Origin of the sequence: Sporosarcina sp. 6E9, assembly GCF_017921835.1 — a bacterium.
Lineage (GTDB): Bacteria > Bacillota > Bacilli > Bacillales_A > Planococcaceae > Sporosarcina.
On the sequence record NZ_JAGEMN010000002.1, the window covers coordinates 70,383 to 89,174 of the forward strand.

The 18,792-nt window shown below is 43.3% G+C and carries 19 protein-coding genes; 1 reads left to right on the forward strand and 18 read right to left on the reverse strand.

Going from position 1 to position 18,792, the window contains the following annotated elements:
- Window positions 1-128: 128 nt before the first annotated feature.
- The 7 genes from J4G36_RS11940 to J4G36_RS11970 are packed head-to-tail and all read right to left on the reverse strand — an operon-like array spanning window position 129 to window position 5,120.
- A complete protein-coding gene (locus J4G36_RS11940) occupies window positions 129-1,091 on the reverse strand; it encodes a 2-hydroxyacid dehydrogenase (RefSeq protein WP_210470590.1) in 963 nt (320 codons plus the stop codon).
- A gap of 28 nt (window positions 1,092-1,119) precedes the next feature.
- The gene (moaA, locus tag J4G36_RS11945) at window positions 1,120-2,130 is read right to left on the reverse strand and encodes a GTP 3',8-cyclase MoaA (protein ID WP_210470591.1); all 1,011 of its coding nucleotides are present in this window, start codon (window positions 2,128-2,130) and stop codon (window positions 1,120-1,122) included.
- Between the two features lie 4 nt (window positions 2,131-2,134).
- Window positions 2,135-2,734: a molybdenum cofactor guanylyltransferase gene (locus J4G36_RS11950; RefSeq protein ID WP_368668774.1), complete on the reverse strand. Its 600-nt coding sequence runs from the start codon at window positions 2,732-2,734 to the stop codon at window positions 2,135-2,137.
- Entirely contained in the window at window positions 2,701-2,934 is a 234-nt protein-coding gene (gene moaD, locus J4G36_RS11955; protein ID WP_210470592.1) for a molybdopterin converting factor subunit 1, read from the reverse strand. The genes J4G36_RS11950 and moaD overlap by 34 nt, the downstream gene beginning before the upstream one ends.
- On the reverse strand, window positions 2,931-3,377 hold the full coding sequence (locus tag J4G36_RS11960; RefSeq protein ID WP_210470593.1) for a molybdenum cofactor biosynthesis protein MoaE: 447 nt from the start codon (window positions 3,375-3,377) through the stop codon (window positions 2,931-2,933). The genes moaD and J4G36_RS11960 overlap by 4 nt, the downstream gene beginning before the upstream one ends.
- Window positions 3,364-3,876 carry a molybdopterin-guanine dinucleotide biosynthesis protein B gene (gene mobB, locus J4G36_RS11965; RefSeq protein ID WP_210470594.1) on the reverse strand — a complete coding sequence of 171 codons (513 nt, stop codon included), beginning with the start codon at window positions 3,874-3,876 and terminating at the stop codon, window positions 3,364-3,366. The genes J4G36_RS11960 and mobB overlap by 14 nt, the downstream gene beginning before the upstream one ends.
- On the reverse strand, window positions 3,873-5,120 hold the full coding sequence (locus J4G36_RS11970) for a molybdopterin molybdotransferase MoeA (RefSeq protein WP_246880593.1): 1,248 nt from the start codon (window positions 5,118-5,120) through the stop codon (window positions 3,873-3,875). Before J4G36_RS11970 ends, mobB begins: the two co-directional genes overlap by 4 nt.
- Before the next feature lie 66 nt (window positions 5,121-5,186).
- On the opposite strand from J4G36_RS11970, the gene moaC reads away from it, so the two are divergent.
- Entirely contained in the window at window positions 5,187-5,681 is a 495-nt protein-coding gene (gene moaC, locus J4G36_RS11975) for a cyclic pyranopterin monophosphate synthase MoaC (protein ID WP_210470596.1), read from the forward strand.
- A gap of 247 nt (window positions 5,682-5,928) precedes the next feature.
- On the opposite strand, the gene J4G36_RS11980 is transcribed toward moaC, so the two are convergent.
- The 11 genes from J4G36_RS11980 to J4G36_RS12030 all read right to left on the reverse strand — a co-directional run bounded on the left by J4G36_RS11980 (window position 5,929) and on the right by J4G36_RS12030 (window position 18,664).
- Window positions 5,929-6,447, reverse strand: coding sequence for a MogA/MoaB family molybdenum cofactor biosynthesis protein (locus J4G36_RS11980; protein WP_210470597.1), 519 nt, complete (start codon window positions 6,445-6,447; stop codon window positions 5,929-5,931).
- A gap of 15 nt (window positions 6,448-6,462) precedes the next feature.
- Window positions 6,463-7,482 (reverse strand): ThiF family adenylyltransferase, encoded by a 1,020-nt coding sequence (locus J4G36_RS11985; protein WP_210470598.1) that lies wholly within the window; start codon window positions 7,480-7,482, stop codon window positions 6,463-6,465.
- Between the two features lie 257 nt (window positions 7,483-7,739).
- The gene (locus J4G36_RS11990) at window positions 7,740-9,230 is read right to left on the reverse strand and encodes a nitrate/nitrite transporter (RefSeq protein WP_210470599.1); all 1,491 of its coding nucleotides are present in this window, start codon (window positions 9,228-9,230) and stop codon (window positions 7,740-7,742) included.
- Window positions 9,231-9,359: 129 nt separating this feature from the next.
- The gene (locus J4G36_RS11995) at window positions 9,360-9,887 is read right to left on the reverse strand and encodes a hemerythrin domain-containing protein (protein ID WP_210470600.1); all 528 of its coding nucleotides are present in this window, start codon (window positions 9,885-9,887) and stop codon (window positions 9,360-9,362) included.
- A 22-nt stretch (window positions 9,888-9,909) separates the two neighbouring features.
- Complete coding sequence (locus J4G36_RS12000; protein ID WP_210470601.1) at window positions 9,910-10,557, reverse strand: response regulator; 648 nt, start codon at window positions 10,555-10,557, stop codon at window positions 9,910-9,912.
- Between the two features lie 2 nt (window positions 10,558-10,559).
- The gene (locus J4G36_RS12005; RefSeq protein WP_210470820.1) at window positions 10,560-11,630 is read right to left on the reverse strand and encodes a sensor histidine kinase; all 1,071 of its coding nucleotides are present in this window, start codon (window positions 11,628-11,630) and stop codon (window positions 10,560-10,562) included.
- Window positions 11,630-12,094 (reverse strand): GAF domain-containing protein, encoded by a 465-nt coding sequence (locus J4G36_RS12010; RefSeq protein ID WP_210470602.1) that lies wholly within the window; start codon window positions 12,092-12,094, stop codon window positions 11,630-11,632. Before J4G36_RS12010 ends, J4G36_RS12005 begins: the two co-directional genes overlap by 1 nt.
- A 51-nt stretch (window positions 12,095-12,145) precedes the next feature.
- The gene (narI, locus tag J4G36_RS12015) at window positions 12,146-12,826 is read right to left on the reverse strand and encodes a respiratory nitrate reductase subunit gamma (RefSeq protein ID WP_210470603.1); all 681 of its coding nucleotides are present in this window, start codon (window positions 12,824-12,826) and stop codon (window positions 12,146-12,148) included.
- Window positions 12,819-13,388, reverse strand: coding sequence for a nitrate reductase molybdenum cofactor assembly chaperone (locus tag J4G36_RS12020; RefSeq protein WP_210470604.1), 570 nt, complete (start codon window positions 13,386-13,388; stop codon window positions 12,819-12,821). The genes narI and J4G36_RS12020 overlap by 8 nt, the downstream gene beginning before the upstream one ends.
- Complete coding sequence (narH, locus tag J4G36_RS12025; protein ID WP_210470605.1) at window positions 13,381-14,988, reverse strand: nitrate reductase subunit beta; 1,608 nt, start codon at window positions 14,986-14,988, stop codon at window positions 13,381-13,383. The genes J4G36_RS12020 and narH overlap by 8 nt, the downstream gene beginning before the upstream one ends.
- Window positions 14,978-18,664: a nitrate reductase subunit alpha gene (locus tag J4G36_RS12030; RefSeq protein WP_210470606.1), complete on the reverse strand. Its 3,687-nt coding sequence runs from the start codon at window positions 18,662-18,664 to the stop codon at window positions 14,978-14,980. The genes narH and J4G36_RS12030 overlap by 11 nt, the downstream gene beginning before the upstream one ends.
- Window positions 18,665-18,792 lie beyond the last annotated feature (128 nt).

Below are 18,792 nucleotides of genomic sequence, written 5' to 3' on the forward strand. Positions count from 1 at the left end.
CTTATATCCGTCACTCAAATGATTATATCCGCAAAACACAACTTTAGCCCCCCCTCCCAGCAAGTAGGTGTAAATAAAAATACCGCGCACCTGAACAATAAAGTTCAGATACGCGGTTAAAATTACGATCAAACAACCCTATTTTCCGGGTCTCGTCCTTCTAATACATCCGTAATTGCTTGCAAGTTCATTTTCATCATTGCATGGCGGGTGCGAATGCTCGCGCTTCCGATATGTGGTAAGACTGTCACATTCGGAAGGGACAGTAACGGATTGTCCATTGGAACCGGTTCGACTTCGAAGACATCGAGTCCCGCTCCCCAAATCGTGCCATCCTTTAACGCATGATAAAGCGCATCTTCATTGACGATGCCGCCGCGTGCGACGTTGACGAGTATGGCTGTTTTCTTCATTTTTGCAAGCTCTTTTTCACCGATCATGTTTTTAGTTTCTGGCGTTAGTGGCGCAAAAATGAGAACGATATCGGACTCCGCTAATAACGTGTCCAAATCTGCATACTCAAAGCCATGTGCTTCTTCAGCTTCTACTTTGCGCGTTCGGTTTTGATACAGCACACGCATATTAAAACCTTTAGCACGGCGCGCAGCAGCTTCGCCGATTCTTCCCATACCGATGATACCTAAAGTGGAACCACCAACGTCCATGCCCGTGAAATCCATGACAGACCACGATTTCCAATTGCCTTTTCGCAATTCATTTTCCGCTTCGTTAATTCGACGCGCCGTTGCTAAAATTAGCGCAAACGCTAAATCTGCTGTCGTTTCCGTTAAAACATCCGGCGTATTCGTGACGATAACGCCTTTTTCTTTCGCAACTTCAATATCGATATTATTAAATCCGACAGCCAAATTTGAAACTACCTTTAGTTTGGTTGCCGCTTTAAATACTTCTTTGTCAATTTGATCTGCCAATACAGACCATAGTGCCTCAGCATCCGCTACTTCTCTTAATAAGATATCACGTGGTACAGAATCGCTTGCTGATTCCCACATACGAACCTCATATTTTTCAAGTAACGGTGCAACTGCTTCTTCTGGTAATTTTCGCGTGATGTAAATAACTGGTTTCAAAAAAACTTCCCCCTATAAAAAGTAATCCTTATCCGCCTATATAACTCATTCCGATTTTTTTGCGGTTTTTCGCGGTTTGCTCGGTCCGCTCGTCGGAATAACGATCTACTCTACGTTCCCACACATTTGTAATCTTCTCAAGCAATTCGTCATCTGACAGACCACTTCTGATTAATTCACGAAGGTCGAATCCTTCAGATGCAAATAAACAAGTAAAGAATTTGCCGTCTGAAGAAAGGCGCGCGCGTGTACATGATGAACAAAATGATTCCGAAACGGACGTGATAAAGCCGACCTCTGCATAATTATCTTGATAACGATAACGTTTGGCAACTTCACCGTAGTAATGTGGGTCGGTCGGTTCAATTTCATAGACTTCTTTTAGCATTTCATATATTTCTTTTTTAGTGACAACTTGTTCGAAACTCCATCCGTTGTCATTTCCAACATCCATAAACTCGATGTACCTAAGCATGATGCCGCGTTCTTTGAAATAAGCCGCCATTGGAAGTATTTCACTTTCATTCACGCCTTTTTGCACGACCATATTAACTTTTATTTCGAATCCGATTTTTTGCGCATGTTCAATATTCGCTAAGATGAAGTCCGGTTTGATGCCGCGCCCATTCATTTTACCAAAAATTTCTGGATCCAATGCATCCAGACTCATATTCAATCTTCGCAGTCCTGCGTCATAAAGTGGCTGTGCATATTGGCGAAGCAGTACCCCGTTTGTCGTCAAGCCGATATCTTCAATGCCATCGATTTTCAATAGCTTTTCAACTAAATTCGGTAAATCTCTGCGCATTAAAGGTTCGCCGCCCGTTAAACGAAGTTTCTCCACGCCGAGCGATGCGAATAGTTTCGCGAAGCGTTCAATTTCTTCGAATGACAATAGTTCATCTTTCGGTAAAAAAACATAATCATCACCGAAGACTTCCTTTGGCATGCAATACGCGCACCTGAAATTACAGCGGTCTGTAACTGATATTCTAAGATCTCGAATCGGTCGACCAAGCTTATCAAGAATTGCTTCCATCTTCTCAGCTCCTTTCCAAGTCGATTGGCTTATTGATATTTGTAAATATACGCTCTTCATTATTTGTAAGGGAACTTCCATTCAGCCAAGTAACATCCAGTTCATGCAATAATTTCATGACACTAAGCTGTTCGCTTAGGAGTGCATCCATAATCGGTTTCTTCGTATCTGTATGCCAAACTGATACGAGTGGATGATATTTACCCGCCACCGTGACTGCCGTGACGCTCCCCTTATGGTGCTGCCTTACTTTATTCATAATAGTAGCATTCACATAGGGCATGTCGCATGGAAGTACTGCGTAGGCATCTGCGTCGACGGCTTCCATCGCTGAATATATTCCGGCAAGCGGGCCTAATCCAGCGACTTTTGGCAAGTCAGTTATCGTATTTACATCGTCCGGAAAACGTTCAAGTAGTTCCTCCCTAGTCACGACAACGACTTCATCACAAATAGATTCTAGCGCTTCGATTGCTCGTTCATAAAAATAACTGGAATCATACCGGGCGAATGCCTTCGGTGAACCAAAGCGCCTCGATAATCCGCCTGCCAGCACAATGCCTGCTGTTTTCATCCCCCACTCACTGGCGGAATAAATGCGCACACATCGCCGGATTCAACAACATCCTCTTTTAAGGCGTATTCCTCATTGACCGCAACGTGAATCATATCTTTTCCAAAACCAGGATATGTGTCCTCAGCCCAATCGAGTAATTGTTGAACAGTCAACGATTCCTGATCGATTATCTCCTCGGATTTTCCTGTTAGTTCTCGAAGACGTGCAAAATAATGTACTTTTATCAATTTGACAGCTTCCCTTCTCCAGGATATCTTTTCTGAGCGCCAATCCACTCTTCCCCGTCTTCCCAAATCTCTTTTTTCCAAATCGGAACGACTTCTTTAATTCGTTCGATGGCGTATTCATTCGCCTCATAGGCCGCTTTTCGATGCGAAGATGAAACCGCGATTAGTACGGCGATATCCGAAATTTGCAGTTCGCCGATGCGGTGTACGATGGCTACTTTTACACCAGGCCACTTTTCTTCCATCTCCGCGCCAATTTCTGCAAGCTTTTTCTCAGCCATTGGAATATACGCTTCATAAGCTAAATACAAAGTTCGAACACCATGCGTCCATTCCCGAACATTGCCAGTAAAGATTGTAACGGCACCGGCGCCCGCATGAAGGACGTAATCTGCATACTTTTGTGTATCAATTGGTGTCTCAACAATTTCAAATGGTTTCACTTTGTACCCCCTCCCCCAGCCAGCTTAAAAACCAACTGTCAAGTTGTTCTTCATGTGATCGAGAAATGCTCGGTTGAAAATCAACGCGATTGTCGCTCTGTTCGACAACAAGTTGGATATCTCCCAAACCCTTCAATTCATCCCAGTCTTTTTGACTTCGTAGAAGAACGACTTTTTCACCTGTTTCTTCTTTATACCCTTCTATTAGTAAAATATCTGGATTCCCAATAGACGCGATTTCTTTCATTTGCATAAACCTGAGTTCTTCATTCATATGAAACTGAACGGCACCGCCGCCACAAACAGCTGAAACGTTTGCGCCGCTGTTTAGGAATTGCATAGAATCAGTATTCGCATCCGGCATATCGAGCGGGCTCTTATGTCCGTGATGTTTTAACACCGCAACCGAAAGCCCTTGTTTTTTAACTAAATGAATCCAGCGCGAAATCAATGTTGTTTTTCCGCTATTTTTGAATCCGACAACATGTAATGTTTTCATAGTACCCAATCACTGACGCCTTGTTCAGCACCTAATAATAAGACGTCGACTTCCATACCAGCACCAAATCCTCGCGTTCCGCTTGGCAAGACAATGATGCAGTTTCCGCGTGCAATCGATGATACTGCACTGGATTTATTAAACCCAGCTGGTACCGCAACCGGTCCTTTTTCAGTCATTTCCCATACCGCGCGAACGAACCGTGTAAATGGGTTCGGCTTTGTAAAGTCTTCACCGAGGACGGCCTTCATGCGTGGCATATACGGTTTTTCTGCCCCCATCATTCGAAGGATTGCTGGTCGAGTGAATAATTCAAAGCCAGTGAAACAAGCGGATGGGTTTCCGGAAAGCCCGAATAACAGTTTCCCATCAAGAACAGCCACCGTTGTTACACTACCCGGACGCATCGCCACTTTGTTGAATAAAACCTTAGCGCCTAATCGCTCATAGATTGCCGGTAAATAATCATAATCTCCGACGGAAACACCGCCTGTCGTGATTAAAATGTCCGTTTCAGCAAGCGCTTTTTCAACCATTTCCGTGCAAGCATCCAAGTTATCTTCGAGCATACCATAGGATTTGTAGTCAATTCCCATCCTTGTTAGTTGTGCTGCAATCATCGGACCGTTGGAGTTTCGGATTTTACCGGGCGCAAGCTCTTCATCAACGCGCAACAGCTCGGTTCCAGTTGATAATATACTGGCTATTGGACGCTTTGCAACTTGAACTTCTGCATAGCCAAAGGTCGCAAGTAGTGCGGTTGTTCCCGGATGGATAAATGCCCCTTTTTCAATGAGCATTTCTCCGTCTTTTGCGTCTTCGCCTTGAAACGAAATATTTTCGCCTGAAGTAAATGGTTTGCGGAGCGTGAAATTATCTGGCCGTTCCACAGTTTGTTCTAGCATGACAACGGCATCCGCATTTTTAGGAATTGGAGCGCCTGTCATGATTCGATACGCTTCACCTTCGCCAATTTCTTGCGTTGCTACATGTCCTGCTCCGATTTCACCTATAACGTTGAAAGCAATCCGGTTATCTCCTGAAGCGCCGTATGTATCCGCGGATCTGACCGCGAATCCGTCATAAGGTGACCGATCAAAAGGTGGTACATCATGCTTTGCAGTGATTGGTTCGGCTAAAATCCGACCATATGTATGTTCAAGAGCAATTTTTTCTACCCCGATTGGTTGTGCATGTTCCATAACGAGTTCAACAGCTTTCGCTACAGGAATTGGTTTTCTCATTACTAAGTCCTCCCTATTTATCATCTGGTATACTAAAATTAAGTTATGGTGAAAGGAATGATCATTTTGTCTAAACTAACACATTTCAACGAACAAGGTCGCGCTAGAATGGTTGATGTTTCGGATAAGTCAATTACAATCAGGACCGCGATTGCAAAATCATCCATTATGTTAAATGAAACCATTCATAGCCAAATTACAGAAGGCACGAATAAAAAAGGTGATGTATTGGGAGTTGCACAAATTGCCGCCGTCATGGCCGCAAAAAACACGTCCACCATCATCCCGATGTGCCATCCTCTTCCACTAACCGGGATTGATGTTCAGTTCGAATGGATCATCGACGAGCTAACATCCCATTATGAGGTGATCATCTATGCGGAAGTGAAAACTAAAGGGGTTACGGGTGTCGAAATGGAAGCATTGACCGCCGCCTCAGCCGCTGCACTAACAATTTATGATATGTGCAAAGCCGCTGGTAAAGAAATGGTAATCGGACCGACGATGCTACTCGAAAAAATGGGTGGGAAAAACGGGGATTATAAGCGTTTGGATGATTGAGAACGTAAGTCATATGATATCTTTTTAATAGTAAATCGATGAAAAGACCGTCGATTTCCGTTGCGGGCGGACGCTTTCCTGCGGGCGAGCGCCGAGCCTCCTCGTCGCTACGCTTCTGCGGGGTCTCGTCTGTCTCGCTATTTCCGCGGGAGTCGCCACCCTCCACTCCAATCAACTATAGATTCCACTATAAAAAGAAAGCTTTTTAATGCAGTTGAAGCGAGCGACTTTAATTAATTTTCCCTTTTTAATCATCTTGTAAATGTTTCGTAATTTCATGTACAACATGATGCAATTCGGGAATGACTAATCGATCCATTGCAAGCGCTACTGCTTTAACTGAACCTGGAAGCATATAGACAACTTTATCTTTGATAATCCCGGCTTCTGCCCGGCTTAATAATGCCTTTGATCCAACGTCTTCCGTATAACTAATCATGCGGAAAAGTTCTCCGAATCCATCCATCTTCTTCGTGAAATAAGGTTCGATGGTTTCTGGTGTAACATCTCGAAATCCCAGACCTGTTCCACCCGTCGTAATAATTCCATTGACATTCGGATTACGCAACCATTCTTCAATAATCGATTCAATTTCCATTTTGTCATCTTGACAAATCCATGTTTCAAAAATCTTATGGCCCGCATCTTCAAGTTTTTGTCGAATCGTCCAACCACCGCGGTCGTTTGAAACATTTCTCGTGTCGCTTGTCGTTAACACGCAAAATACAAGCTGTTTCTTTTGATCATACTCATGTTCCTTTGACAAAAAAACCTCTCCTCTTCACCCGAATAATTGATGATACATTTTCCGCCCCCTCTGAATATCTTTTAATCCATGGATTAAAAGCCGACCATTGGCAAATAAAATACAGCGATAGCCATCCGAGTTCATTTCAATGAAATAAGGGGTCTTCTTATAGGGTTTACCCAGCTGTTTCGCCACTCGTTCGGCGTCGACTAATGACAAAACACGGTCTTGCTCGGGTATAACTTGAACCGTGTCTCGTCCGCAAAGCACCGCGAAGTTCGTACCGATTTCCGGTGTTAATGACGGGAATGTCGGATTGGGTCCGCATGTTTTGCAAGATTCATTTTTCATCCGCCCGATCCCCGCCTCGATATTTGTGTTGTTCCAAACATCGTATGTAAGCATTTTTTTACGCATCGTCTCTTTATTGCCCGAAAGCCATTTTAAGGCTTCTGCACTTTGATGCGCAGCCGTGATTTGAACAGCCGGTGCAATAATTCCAGTAGTATCGCAAGTTTCATTCACTGCCGGCATAACTGGTAAAAGGCATCGAAAACAGGCTGTTACACCGGGAATATAAGGAAATATAGTACTTGAACTACCCACACAGGCACCGTATACCCAAGGGATATTCAATTTCCAAGCAATATCATTTATGACTAATCTTGTTTCAAAGTTGTCGGTCGCATCCAGAATGATGTCGACACTTCCCGCAAGTTCTTCCAAAATAGGTCCATCGATATGATTCAGAACCGTATCAATTTCTACATCATTTCGTATCATTTTCAACTGGCGTTTAGCCGCAACTACTTTCGGTGTGCCTTCAATTGCATCTTGTTCCGTAAACAGTTGCTGCCGCTGCAAATTTGAAGGCTCCACATAGTCCCGGTCCGCGATAATGAGTTTCCCAACGCCTGCACGAGTGAGCGTTTCTGCAATCGCCGTCCCCAGCGCCCCACAACCAATCAGCAACGCAGTCGATTGGCTAATTTTTGTTTGCCCTTTTTCACCTATCGGACTAAATAACGTCTGTCTCGAATACCGGTTTTGCATTGTAGGCTCACCCCTTTCTAGAAAATCAAATACTCGTAATTAAGAGGCTCACTTTAGAACCCTGTATTAATGAAGGCTACCAAACAACTATCTTCATTTAGTGAAATTTATAGTTGATTGGAATGTAGGGCGGCGACTTCAGCGGAATCACCGGCCGCCCGCAGGAAAGCGTCAAAGTGCGAAAGAGGAGTTCACTCTTTCATAGCCCGGAACGGAAATCAACGGCCTACCGAAGAAATTCCTTCCTATTCCAATCCTCACTCCGGCGTCACATCAGTAAACGTCCCGACATACCGTATAACATCCCCCGAATCATCTTTCACTGCGCTAATCGACAACAGCTCCAAATATTCTTCGCCATTTTTGCGTTTATTCCAAAGCTTGCCTTGCCACAATCCTTCCCGTCCAATTTGACCCCACATCGTTGTGTAAAATTCCGCGGATTGCCTGCCTGTACTTCGGAATTTAGGGTTTCTACCAACAACTTCTTCTTCTGTAAATCCTGTCAATCTTGTAAACGCAGGGTTCACTTTTTCAATCGTACCAGTTGAATCCGTTACAACTACTCCTTGACCCGTTGAATCGAATACATCCGCTGCGACATGTAGTCTCTCCATGTAATACAACCAAATCACGAGCACAAAGCTGACTAGCGCGACTTGTGAAAATGCCATAAAACCGATTGAGTAGGATCCCGTCATTGAATAGACAGCTGATAAAAGAAGTGGCGGGAAAAATCCGCCTAAGCCGCCCATCATCGAAACAATCCCGTTGACAATACCCGCTTGCTTATTAAAATACATAGGTACTAATTTGAAAATTAACCCGTTTCCAGTTCCCGCACAAACTGCGATAATCAGGCTTCCCACCGTATACAAACCGATAGACGGTGAAAATGCGAGAACAACTGCTGCACCCGTCAACCCAGCGAAAGCGACCATTAATAATTTTAACGGTGAGAACTTATCCCCGAGCCATCCGCCAATAGGACGGCAGAATGTTGCAACCGCGATAAAACCTGCTGTCCGCATACCCGCATCTACTTTTTCGATGCCAAAATACGTAACCAGAAAGTTCGGCAAGAAAACTGTAAATGCAACGAATGCACCGAATGTTATGAAATAAAACAACGAGAAAAACCAAAGTTTTTCATTTTTATAAACGCTTTTTATTTGCTCACCGATTGGGGTTACTACTTTTACTTCTTGTTTATCACCAAAAAAGAAGTTCAAAGCTGCGAAAATTAGCAGTAAGATCATGTAAAGTTTAACCGTCATCGACCAACCGACTTGCGTTGCAATTACAGGCGCGGCAAACGTCGAAACAGCAGTTCCTAAGTTACCAATTCCGTATACCCCGTTGACAAGTCCGTGTTTCTCTTTTGGATAATACTTCGGCAAAGAAGTAACTCCGACCGAAAACACTGCGCCCCCGATTCCAAGGAAAGTTCCCCCAATTATAAGATCTAGCATAGAAGATGCTGCACTTATATAAAAGACAGGGAATAATAAAAGAATGAAGCTAATTAAAAATATTAATCTAGCACCGACCAGATTGGCATAATAACCAAACGGAATTCTTAGAACCGATCCAAGTACAATCGGAACTGCAGTCACCAATGCTAGTTTTTCTGCCGGAATCGTTATGTCTTCCACTATAAACGGCAGTAAAGAAGAAATGAGTACCCAAACCATGAAGCCGACCATACAGTTTAAAGTTTGTAATGGTAATTGCACTTTTTTTATCAAACAAACCACCTACTCTATCTATAAGTATTGAGCGATCCGGATTGACTGATTGCCTATATTGAGTATAAAGCCGTCACCATGTTTTTATTAATAGGGGATATCCCTAAACCTATAAGGGAAATGCCTTACTTAGATAATCGGTGTGTACAATTTTTCATACAATTCATCTTGCTCTTCAATTCCCAAAACATTATCGACCATAGGAAATAAAATCGACTCTTCTTTTACGAAATGAACAGTAATCACTTCAAAAGCTTCTGCTGCATCATTCACCACTTTTTTCATTTCTTCTAGTGTGAAATGACTGACATCTCCAAGTGTATGATGGAGAAAGTGCCCAATGTATGCGTCAATTTCTTCATGCTCTTCTTCTGTCGCCGTTACAGGTCCCTGCTCACTGCCAACGTACTTTTCTAGCATCGGAAACAAATACGTTTCCTCTTTATCCGTATGATTTTTTAACGGTTCGATAAAGTCAATAATCAGTTTTCTTAATGACTGCAATGCTTCATGACCTTCTTCAACAGTGTAAATATCCCGCTGAAATGCCAGAACAATCGTGTGCCAACCATCCATTAAATAGGATAAGTACTGATGCTCATTTTCCAACACACGCAGTGCAGGAAGGTCAAATTTAAACTTTTTTATTTCAGCCATGAAAAATGCACCTTTCTTTCTCTTAAAAGTCCAACAGTTTTTTTCTTAAGGCGTATTCAATTAGTTCAGGTCGACTTTTCAAATTAAGCTTTTCCATAATCCGAGACTTATGCGCTTCTACCGTTTTAACGGAAATATATAGCTTTTCAGCAATATCTTTATTCCCGTACCCTTTTGCTGCAAGAGGAAGTACTTCAAGTTCACGTTTCGTTAATATCTTAAATGGATCGTCTTCGGGGCCAATCGTGTCATGTTTAATAAATTCACGAACGAGCGATGTCGCCATAGAAGGATGAATATACGTATCCCCATTGTAAACCGTGCGTACCGCCGATAATAACTCTTCATCTGGCGCGTTTTTTAAGATGTAACCCGAAGCACCGTTTTTCAGAACGTGAAATAAATACTCCTCGTCGTCATGCATCGTCAAAATAAGAATTTTGGTATCAGGGAAATCCTCATGTATTTTTCCAGTCGCAATGAGGCCGCTTTCACCAGGAGGCATACTCAAATCCATCAACAACACATCAGGACGATGTTTCGCTACTTTTGCATAGGCTTCAAGCCCATCCGCCGCGGTCGCGACAACTTCCATATCGTTTTGGAAGTTTAAGATGTGCATAAAGCCGCTACGAACAACTGCATGGTCATCCGCGATAATTATTTTCACGCTTACTCTCCTTCTTTCACCACTGTTGTTTTAAGTGGTATTTTCAAATAAACGGTCGTTCCTCTTCCAACTTCTGTTTGAATGGATAATTGGCCGTCGACTAGTTCAGCACGTTCGCGCATTCCATAAAGACCAAGCCCTGTTCCGGATGCAGTTCGCGAATTTAATTCAAAGCCGGCCCCATTATCCGAAACGCTCAAATTAAGTTGGCCCGACTCTTCAAATAGTCGCACTGTAATTACATCGACTCCAGCATATTTCACAGCATTGAATACAGCTTCCTGGCAGACACGATAAACGACCGTTTCAAGTTCATCTTCATACCTCTTCGCCTGAAGTTCTGCTGTAAATTCGATGACTGCACCATAGTTTTTTTCAATCCATTTAAAGTGCGTTCTAAAGGCAGCCTCCAGACCAAGATCGTCTAAGGTAGCAGGCCGCAACTCGACGGACAAAAACCGAATATCTTCGAGTAATCGCATAAGTGAACCTTCCGTTTGTTGAATTTTCTTTAGTACTTCTTCATTAATATCCATGTACTTGAGAACTCTTAAGTCGACAAGCGTACTCAGCATTTCCTGCGCCACGCTGTCATGCAGTTCTCGCGAAATACGTTTCCGCTCATCTTCTTGTGCTTTAATCACGCTTTGCGTCATCGTCTTTTCATTCAGTTCGACTTGCGTCTTAAACTGTTTTGTTAAATCCCGAAGCATAAATACACGAATCCCATTTTCTTCGTCGATTGTCTGGAAACTTGCTGTGTACGGCATAATACCTTTGCCGCGCGTATTCAAATATACTTGAAAAGAACTAAAATCATTTTTCGGGCTTACTAAATAGCAAGACTTGCAGGTGATTAAATCCTGCTCATTTGTATATCCTTGACAAGACATGCAAAAAGCATTTGTCTCGCCTTCAACCATTCGACTTAGGACATCTGAATCTAAAATGAGTTTCGCAGATTCATTCATTGCAATGACCTGACCTTCAGAATTAAAAAAGAAGATGGCTTCAGCAGAATTATCGTACATTTTCATCAACAAATCCGTTAACTGAAAACTCCCGAGTTGCATCAATGCTTCACCATCTCCTTATTATAGTACGGGCCGAAATTTGACCCTACAGCGTATTTGAAATCCTTAAATAATTCTTCTGATAAAACATTATCATCACGAAAAGCAACTAAAAGTACGCCTTTGACGCGGTTATATTTATATAGGGGAATTGCGCCGAAACTTGTTAACTCTTCGGCAACAATAATTGGATAATTAAACATGTCCCCTTCAGAAATCAAAGTTTTCACATCGCTCATGAGCAGCGGCTTACCTGTTTTCAGCACGACGCCCGCGACACCTTTTCCTGTTTGTAAAATAATTCGTTTATAGCGATTACTCTTATTACCTGTTACATATTCCCATCTGCTTGTAAAACGTCCATCTGAAGGATGAACAAGTGCCAATGCGACAAGATCAAAGTTGAAAGCCTCTTTAATCTTTTCTATTTCCAGTTGAAAGTTGAATTTCTGCTGTTCGGTCATAACTTTACTCCCTATGAGAAAAAAAGCAGTTATGCCCTTTTTCCATTGTAATTACTTCTTGGTGTCTCTTCTATATATGATATAGCTTCTTCCAACGTAATTCAAAGGTACGCTCCACACGTGAACGAGTCTTGTAAATGGCCACATCGCGAAGATTAGAAAGCCTGATAAGACGTGCAACTGAAATGCTAACGGGACATTTGACATAAAACCAGCCTCTGGTCGAAAAATGAGCAACGAGCGGAACCAAATGGAAATCGAATCACGATAATCGAAATCAGGTTGCGTGACGCTTGTGCCAATCACGCTGTACATGCCAATAAAGACAATAAAAAGAAGCAACGAGTTAACGATTAAATCGGATGCTGTTGATAACTTACGGACATTGCTAATCGCAAAGCGTCTCCATGTTAAAATAAGCATACCTAGGAAAGTGACTACCCCAAAAAAACCGCCGCCCCAAATGGCTCCCATATGATACAAATGGTCACTTATTCCGACAGCGCGCGTCCATTCTTTCGGAATCCCCAGACCGGCGACATGTCCTGCAATAACAGGAATTATCCCGATATGAAATAACAAACTACCAATCATCAACTGTTTCTTTTCAATAAATTCACTTGATTTTGCTGTCCATCCAAACTGATCATTTCGCCATCTGAATATATGACCGACAATAAATACCACCATACAAACATAGGGGAAAATAACCCATAAAAATTGATCACTCATTAGCCTGTGCCTCCTGACGAATACAAGACTTGAAAGTTTCCCTCATTCCTTTGATTAAATAAAAATAGGGACTATTATGTTTCTCAAGCGCTTTTAATAAATGATACGAACCGTCTTCCATCACAGCAAGAAGCATTCCGAAACTTTGGGGTGCTCTGTCATCACCAATCCACTCAGCCGCATAGATGAATTCACACATAAGCGGTAAAAAGTCGGATAATTCTCCTGCGGGCATATCGAGTCCGAACATTTCATAAAGAACCTTCAACTTTGCAAGCATTTGTCCTCGGTCTTTCGCATCTTCATATTTTACATAGGTCATGAACAGTGTCGTTTCCTTCTGGAAATCAAATGTGTATGTATACATTTCCTGAATCTCATCGAAACTGAACTCATGCATTAAATCCCAATACTTCCTTACATCCTTATATGCCGGATGGGAAGAGTCAATTGACTCTTCCAAAACCGACGGATGATAAGTTGATTTATCGGGGTACGTAAGTTGATTTGCGAAGAAGCCGAATGCTTGTTTTTCTTCATACAGCTTCTCTAGATCAATCACGCCAAATCCCCCCGTAGAAGTTCTCTTCATATATTTGTTTGCCTGTTTTTGCTGGCTCTACCGGCCCGCATCCATCACAACTACCGTCTTCAATACTAATTGGCGCAGCATAACTGTATGGACTTTGCGTTTTACCCATACTATAATCGCCCATTTCTTCATACCCCGTCGTACCTTGTGAACGGTAGGCATTCATATGGCCTTCTTTATGGGATGTCGGGATGACGAAACGATCTTCGTATTTCGCAATTGCAAGCAAACGATACATCTGTTTCGTCTGGTGCGCCGATAAACCAACGCGATCAAGACGCGATTCATCAAAGTCTTTCCCTGATGAAACGGCTCTCATATAAGACCGCATCATGGCCATTTTTTGCAATGCTTTCTTCACAGTTTCGGTATCTCCTGCCGTCAGCATATTGGCCAAGTATTGAATTGGTATCCGCATTTCCTCAATAGCCGGGAATATCATGTCTGGATTTTTTATCGAGTCTCTTCCTTCAAAGTAATTCATAATTGGACTTAGCGGCGGAACATACCAAACCATTGGAAGCGTACGGTATTCTGGGTGTAACGGAAACGCAAGCTTGTACTCGATTGCCAGTTTGTAAACAGGCGAATTTTGTGCCGCTTCAATCCACTCTTCCGATATCCCATCTTTTCTCGCTTGTTCGATCACTTCAGGATCACTTGGATCAAGGAATAAATCACATTGCGCTTTGTATAAATCTTTTGGATCTGGCGTTGACGCCGCTTCTAGCACACGATCCGCATCATATAAAAGGACGCCCAGATAACGAATTCGTCCTGTACATGTCTCGGAACAAACTGTTGGCAAACCTGATTCAATACGCGGGAAACAGAATGTGCACTTTTCCGCTTTGTTCGTTTTCCAGTTAAAGTATACTTTTTTGTACGGGCAACCGGTCATGCAATAACGCCACCCCCGGCACGCTTCCTGGTCAACAAGGACAATGCCGTCTTCCTCACGTTTGTACATCGCACCCGATGGACATGATGCAACACAGCTCGGATTGAGGCAGTGTTCGCACAGTCTTGGCAAATACATCATAAATGCTTGTTCAAAGTTGAACTTGATTTCTTCTTCGATTTTTTCGATATTCGGATCTTTCGGACCTGTGATATGTGCACCGGCAAGTTGGTCTTCCCAGTTTGGACCCCATTCCAAATCCATATATTCGCCCGTGACGACAGACTTTGCACGCGCTACAGGTGTATGCTCGCTATCGCCTGCCATTGTGAGTTTCTCATAATCGTATGTCCAAGGTTCATAGTAGTCCTTCATTTCAGGCATATCCGGGTTGTAAAAGATCTTCCCCAGGGCTATTTTGGACAATTTCGAACCCGATTTCAATTCGAGTTTCCCTTTTTTATTGACTTGCCAACCACCTTTGTAAAGTTCTTGATCTTCCCATCGCTTCGGATAGCCAATACCCGGCTTCGTTTCGACGTTGTTGAACCACATGTATTCCGCGCCTTCACGGTTCGTCCATGTCGTTTTACATGTGACGCTGCATGTGTGACATCCAATACATTTGTCTAGATTCATGACCATTGCTACTTGCGCTTTAATTTTCAAGCCAGTTTACCTCCTTCATCTTGCGAACTGCAACGTAAACATCTCGCTGATTTCCGATTGGTCCATAATAGTTGAATCCATAACTAAGTTGCGCATATCCACCGACCATTTGTGTCGGTTTCATGTGAATCCGGGTTGGTGCGTTATGACTTCCGCCTCGTTCGTCTGTAATTTCTGATCCAGGAACTTGAATATGTTTATCTTGCGCGTGATACATAAACATTGTTCCTTTCGGCATTCTGTGACTGACAACGGCACGCGCTGTGACAACACCGTTTCGGTTGTATACTTCAAGCCATTGGTTGTCATCAATATCATGTTCAGCTGCATCTACATCTGAAATCCAAACTGTTGGCCCACCGCGAAATAATGTGAGCATATGCTGGTTATCTTGATACGTTGAGTGGATGTTCCACTTTCCGTGCGGCGTTAAATACCTCAATACGAGCGAGTCCTGTCCACCGATAATTTGCTTGTCGCGTGGTCCAAATACCATTGGTGGAAGCGTCGGCTTGTAAACTGGTAACGCTTCTCCGAAATCTAGGAATAACTCGTGGTCGATATAGAAATGTTGTCGACCTGTCAACGTTCTGAACGGAACAAGCCGTTCGATATTCGTTGTAAATGGTGAATAACGACGGCCGAGTTTATTCGACCCTGAAAATACTGGCGTTGGAATTACTTCACGCGGCTGTGCGGTTATACTCGCGAACGTAAATCGTTCAGCAGCTCGGTCAGCAGAGATATCCATTAACTCGACGCCTGTATCTTCTTCAGCTGCAGTAAATGCTTTTTGTGAAACCCGACCATTCGTAGCAGATGATAATGTCAGCATCGCTTCGGCCGCATGTTTTGCAGTGTGAAGCTTCGGTAAGCCGTTTTTAATGGACTCGTCGAAATAAGTCCCGTTAATACCTTTCATTTGTTCATATTCATCTGCAACAGAGAAACTTACACCATGCGCGCCGACTTTACCTGTTGAAAGTAAAGGCCCAAGCGTGACATATTTATCATAAATTTTCGTGTAATCACGTTCGACAATCGTCATTGCTGGCATTGTTTTACCTGGAATCGCTTCGACCTCGCCCTTTTTCCAGTCTTTCACTTCGCCGTACGGTTGTGCAATTTCTTGTATCGAGTCATGCGCAAGTGGCGTTGTGACTAAGTCTTTGTAAACACCTGGCAGATGTACTTTTGCCATTTCTGAGAAAGTTTCTGCTAGTGATCTGTAAATATCCCAGTCAGATCTCGACTCCCATAATGGATCTACCGCCGGATTGAATGGATGGACGAATGGGTGCATATCGGTTGATGATAGGTCGTGTTTTTCATACCAAGTTGCCGCCGGTAGAACAACGTCGGCATACATCGGTGTTGCCGTCATTCGGAAATCAAGCGCAACAAGTAAATCCAATTTCCCTTCTACTTCATCTCGCCATGCCATTTCTTCCGGTTTCAATTCATCATTCACCGTCGCAAGCAGGCCGTCTGAAGCGCCGAATAAATGCTTCATGAAATACTCTTGCCCTTTCGCAGAACTCGAAACTAAGTTCGAACGCCAGACGAACAGGGAGCGCGGGAAGTTTTCAGGTGCACCTGGGTCTTCTACCGCAAATTCTGTTTCACCGGATTTTAGTTGCTCCAATGTATGCGCGACGATTTCTTCAGTTGTTGTCTTCCCATCTTTCGCTGCTTCTTCGGCGAATACAAGACTGTTTTTATTAAATTGAGGATAGGATGGTAACCAACCGAGTCGTGCGGCTAAAACGTTATAATCCGCCGGATGTTCATAACGCGGTTTGCCCTCCGTCGGCGACATTAAAAGATCTGCCCCCATTTCCTCGTATTTCCATTGATCAGTTGCGAAATAGAAATAAGACGTCGCGTTTTGGAGTCGAGGTGGCGCTTGCCAATCACGAGCAAATGCAATCGTGCTCCAGCCTTCAATCGGACGACATTTTTCTTGGCCGACATAATGCGCCCAACCGCCGCCGTTTACGCCTTGAGATGCGGTCAATGTCACCAGATTTAAAATAGCCCGGTAAATGGTATCACTATTAAACCAATGGTTAATCCCTGCACCCATGATAATCATAGATCGCCCGCCAGTATCTAGCGCATTTTGCGCGAACTCACGTGCGATTTGCGTAACAAGTTCAGGTTTCACATTCGTGATTTTTTCTTGCCATGCAGGCGTATAGAATGACGTTGCATCATCGTAGCCTGATGCTTCAAGTTTGCTTCCAATGCGATTCACACCATATTGACTTAACATTAAATCGTGAACAGTTGTCACGAGACGTTCTGTACCGTCAGCCATCAATACTTTTTTCGTCGGGATTGGGCGTTTGAATGTTCCATTCGCAACATTATCAAAGAATGGAAATACAATTTCCTCCCAGTCTGCCCCGTGTTCAGCAATTGACAAGGCTGGTTCAACGCGTGTTCCGTCTTCATTGTCAAGAATCAGATTCCATTTCGCGTCTTCTTCCCAACGTTGCCCCATCGTTCCGTTCGGTACAATGATTTCATTCGTCGTTTCGTCGTAAATGACCGGTTTCCATTCTGCATGTTCCGAATCACTTCCAAGATCACTTGCGCGTAGAAAACGACCGGCCTTATAAGAATCTTCATATCTATCTAATGTGATTAAGAATGGCATATCCGTATATTGCTTCGCATAATTAAGGAACATTGGCTCTTGTCGTTTTTGATAAAATTCATCCAAAATAACATGCGTCATTGCTTGCGCAATTGCGGCATCTGAGCCTGGATCTGCTGCAATCCAGTCATCTGCGTGAACAACACTTTCCGCATAGTCCGGTGCGACAGAAACAACTTTCGTTCCTTTATAGCGGACTTCAGTTAGGAAATGAGCATCCGGCGTTCTGGTTAGTGGTACGTTTGAACCCCACATAATGATATAACCGGAGTTGTACCAGTCACTTGATTCTGGAACATCCGTCTGTTCACCCCAAATTTGCGGCGATGACGGCGGTAAATCTGCATACCAGTCATAGAAGCTGAGCATTTCTCCACCGAGTAATGATAGAAACCTTGCCCCTGACGCGTAACTAACCATTGACATCGCAGGAATCGGTGTGAAACCAGCAATTCGATCTGGTCCATACTTTTGAATTGTGTAGATGAGTTGTGCAGATATCAGCATCGTTGCATCACGCCAATTAACGCGAACATGACCGCCTTTACCGCGCGCTTTTTTATATTCAACTGCTTTTTCTGGATCTTCGACGATGCTTGCCCATGCTTTTATAGGATCTTTTAATTCTGATAAAGCTTGGCCCCACATACGCCATAGTTTTCCTCGTATGTATGGATACTTCACTCTAAGCGGACTGTATTCGTACCATGAAAAGGATGCGCCACGAGGACAGCCACGCGGTTCGAATTCCGGCATATCGGGTCCGCATGAAGGGTAGTCGATTTGCTGATTCTCCCATGTAATAATCCCGTTTTTCACGAAAACCTTCCAGCTACAAGACCCTGTACAGTTAACGCCGTGTGTTGTTCGTACTACTTTGTCATGAGACCAACGTTGACGGTACATGTTTTCCCAGTCACGACTTTTTTCTTCCAGGACAGACCAGTTTCCAGAGAACCGTTCAATCGGCTTAAAATACTTCAATCCGAAACTTTTCTTTTTCTGTTTTTGCATCGAACTAACAACTCCTTTTTGAATGACTACTCTATGACAGGAACATTCAGCCCATTCATCTACTCTTCATTATAAATAGGTAATCGTGCATCTTCCTATTAGGGTTTGTCCTATTTCTTATAGGGAAT

Bases quoted from the DNA above. Each gene is read 5' to 3' on its own strand.
- moaA (WP_210470591.1), bottom strand. From the start codon at position 2,130: ATGGAAGCAATTCTTGATAAGCTTGGTCGACCGATTCGAGATCTTAGA.
- mobB (WP_210470594.1), bottom strand. From the start codon at position 3,876: ATGAAAACATTACATGTTGTCGGATTCAAAAATAGCGGAAAAACAACA.
- J4G36_RS11970 (WP_246880593.1), bottom strand. From the start codon at position 5,120: ATGAGAAAACCAATTCCTGTAGCGAAAGCTGTTGAACTCGTTATGGAA.
- J4G36_RS11985 (WP_210470598.1), bottom strand. From the start codon at position 7,482: ATGCAAAACCGGTATTCGAGACAGACGTTATTTAGTCCGATAGGTGAA.
- J4G36_RS11995 (WP_210470600.1), bottom strand. From the start codon at position 9,887: ATGGCTGAAATAAAAAAGTTTAAATTTGACCTTCCTGCACTGCGTGTG.
- J4G36_RS12005 (WP_210470820.1), bottom strand. From the start codon at position 11,630: ATGCAACTCGGGAGTTTTCAGTTAACGGATTTGTTGATGAAAATGTAC.
- J4G36_RS12010 (WP_210470602.1), bottom strand. From the start codon at position 12,094: ATGACCGAACAGCAGAAATTCAACTTTCAACTGGAAATAGAAAAGATT.
- narI (WP_210470603.1), bottom strand. From the start codon at position 12,826: ATGAGTGATCAATTTTTATGGGTTATTTTCCCCTATGTTTGTATGGTG.
- J4G36_RS12030 (WP_210470606.1), bottom strand. From the start codon at position 18,664: ATGCAAAAACAGAAAAAGAAAAGTTTCGGATTGAAGTATTTTAAGCCG.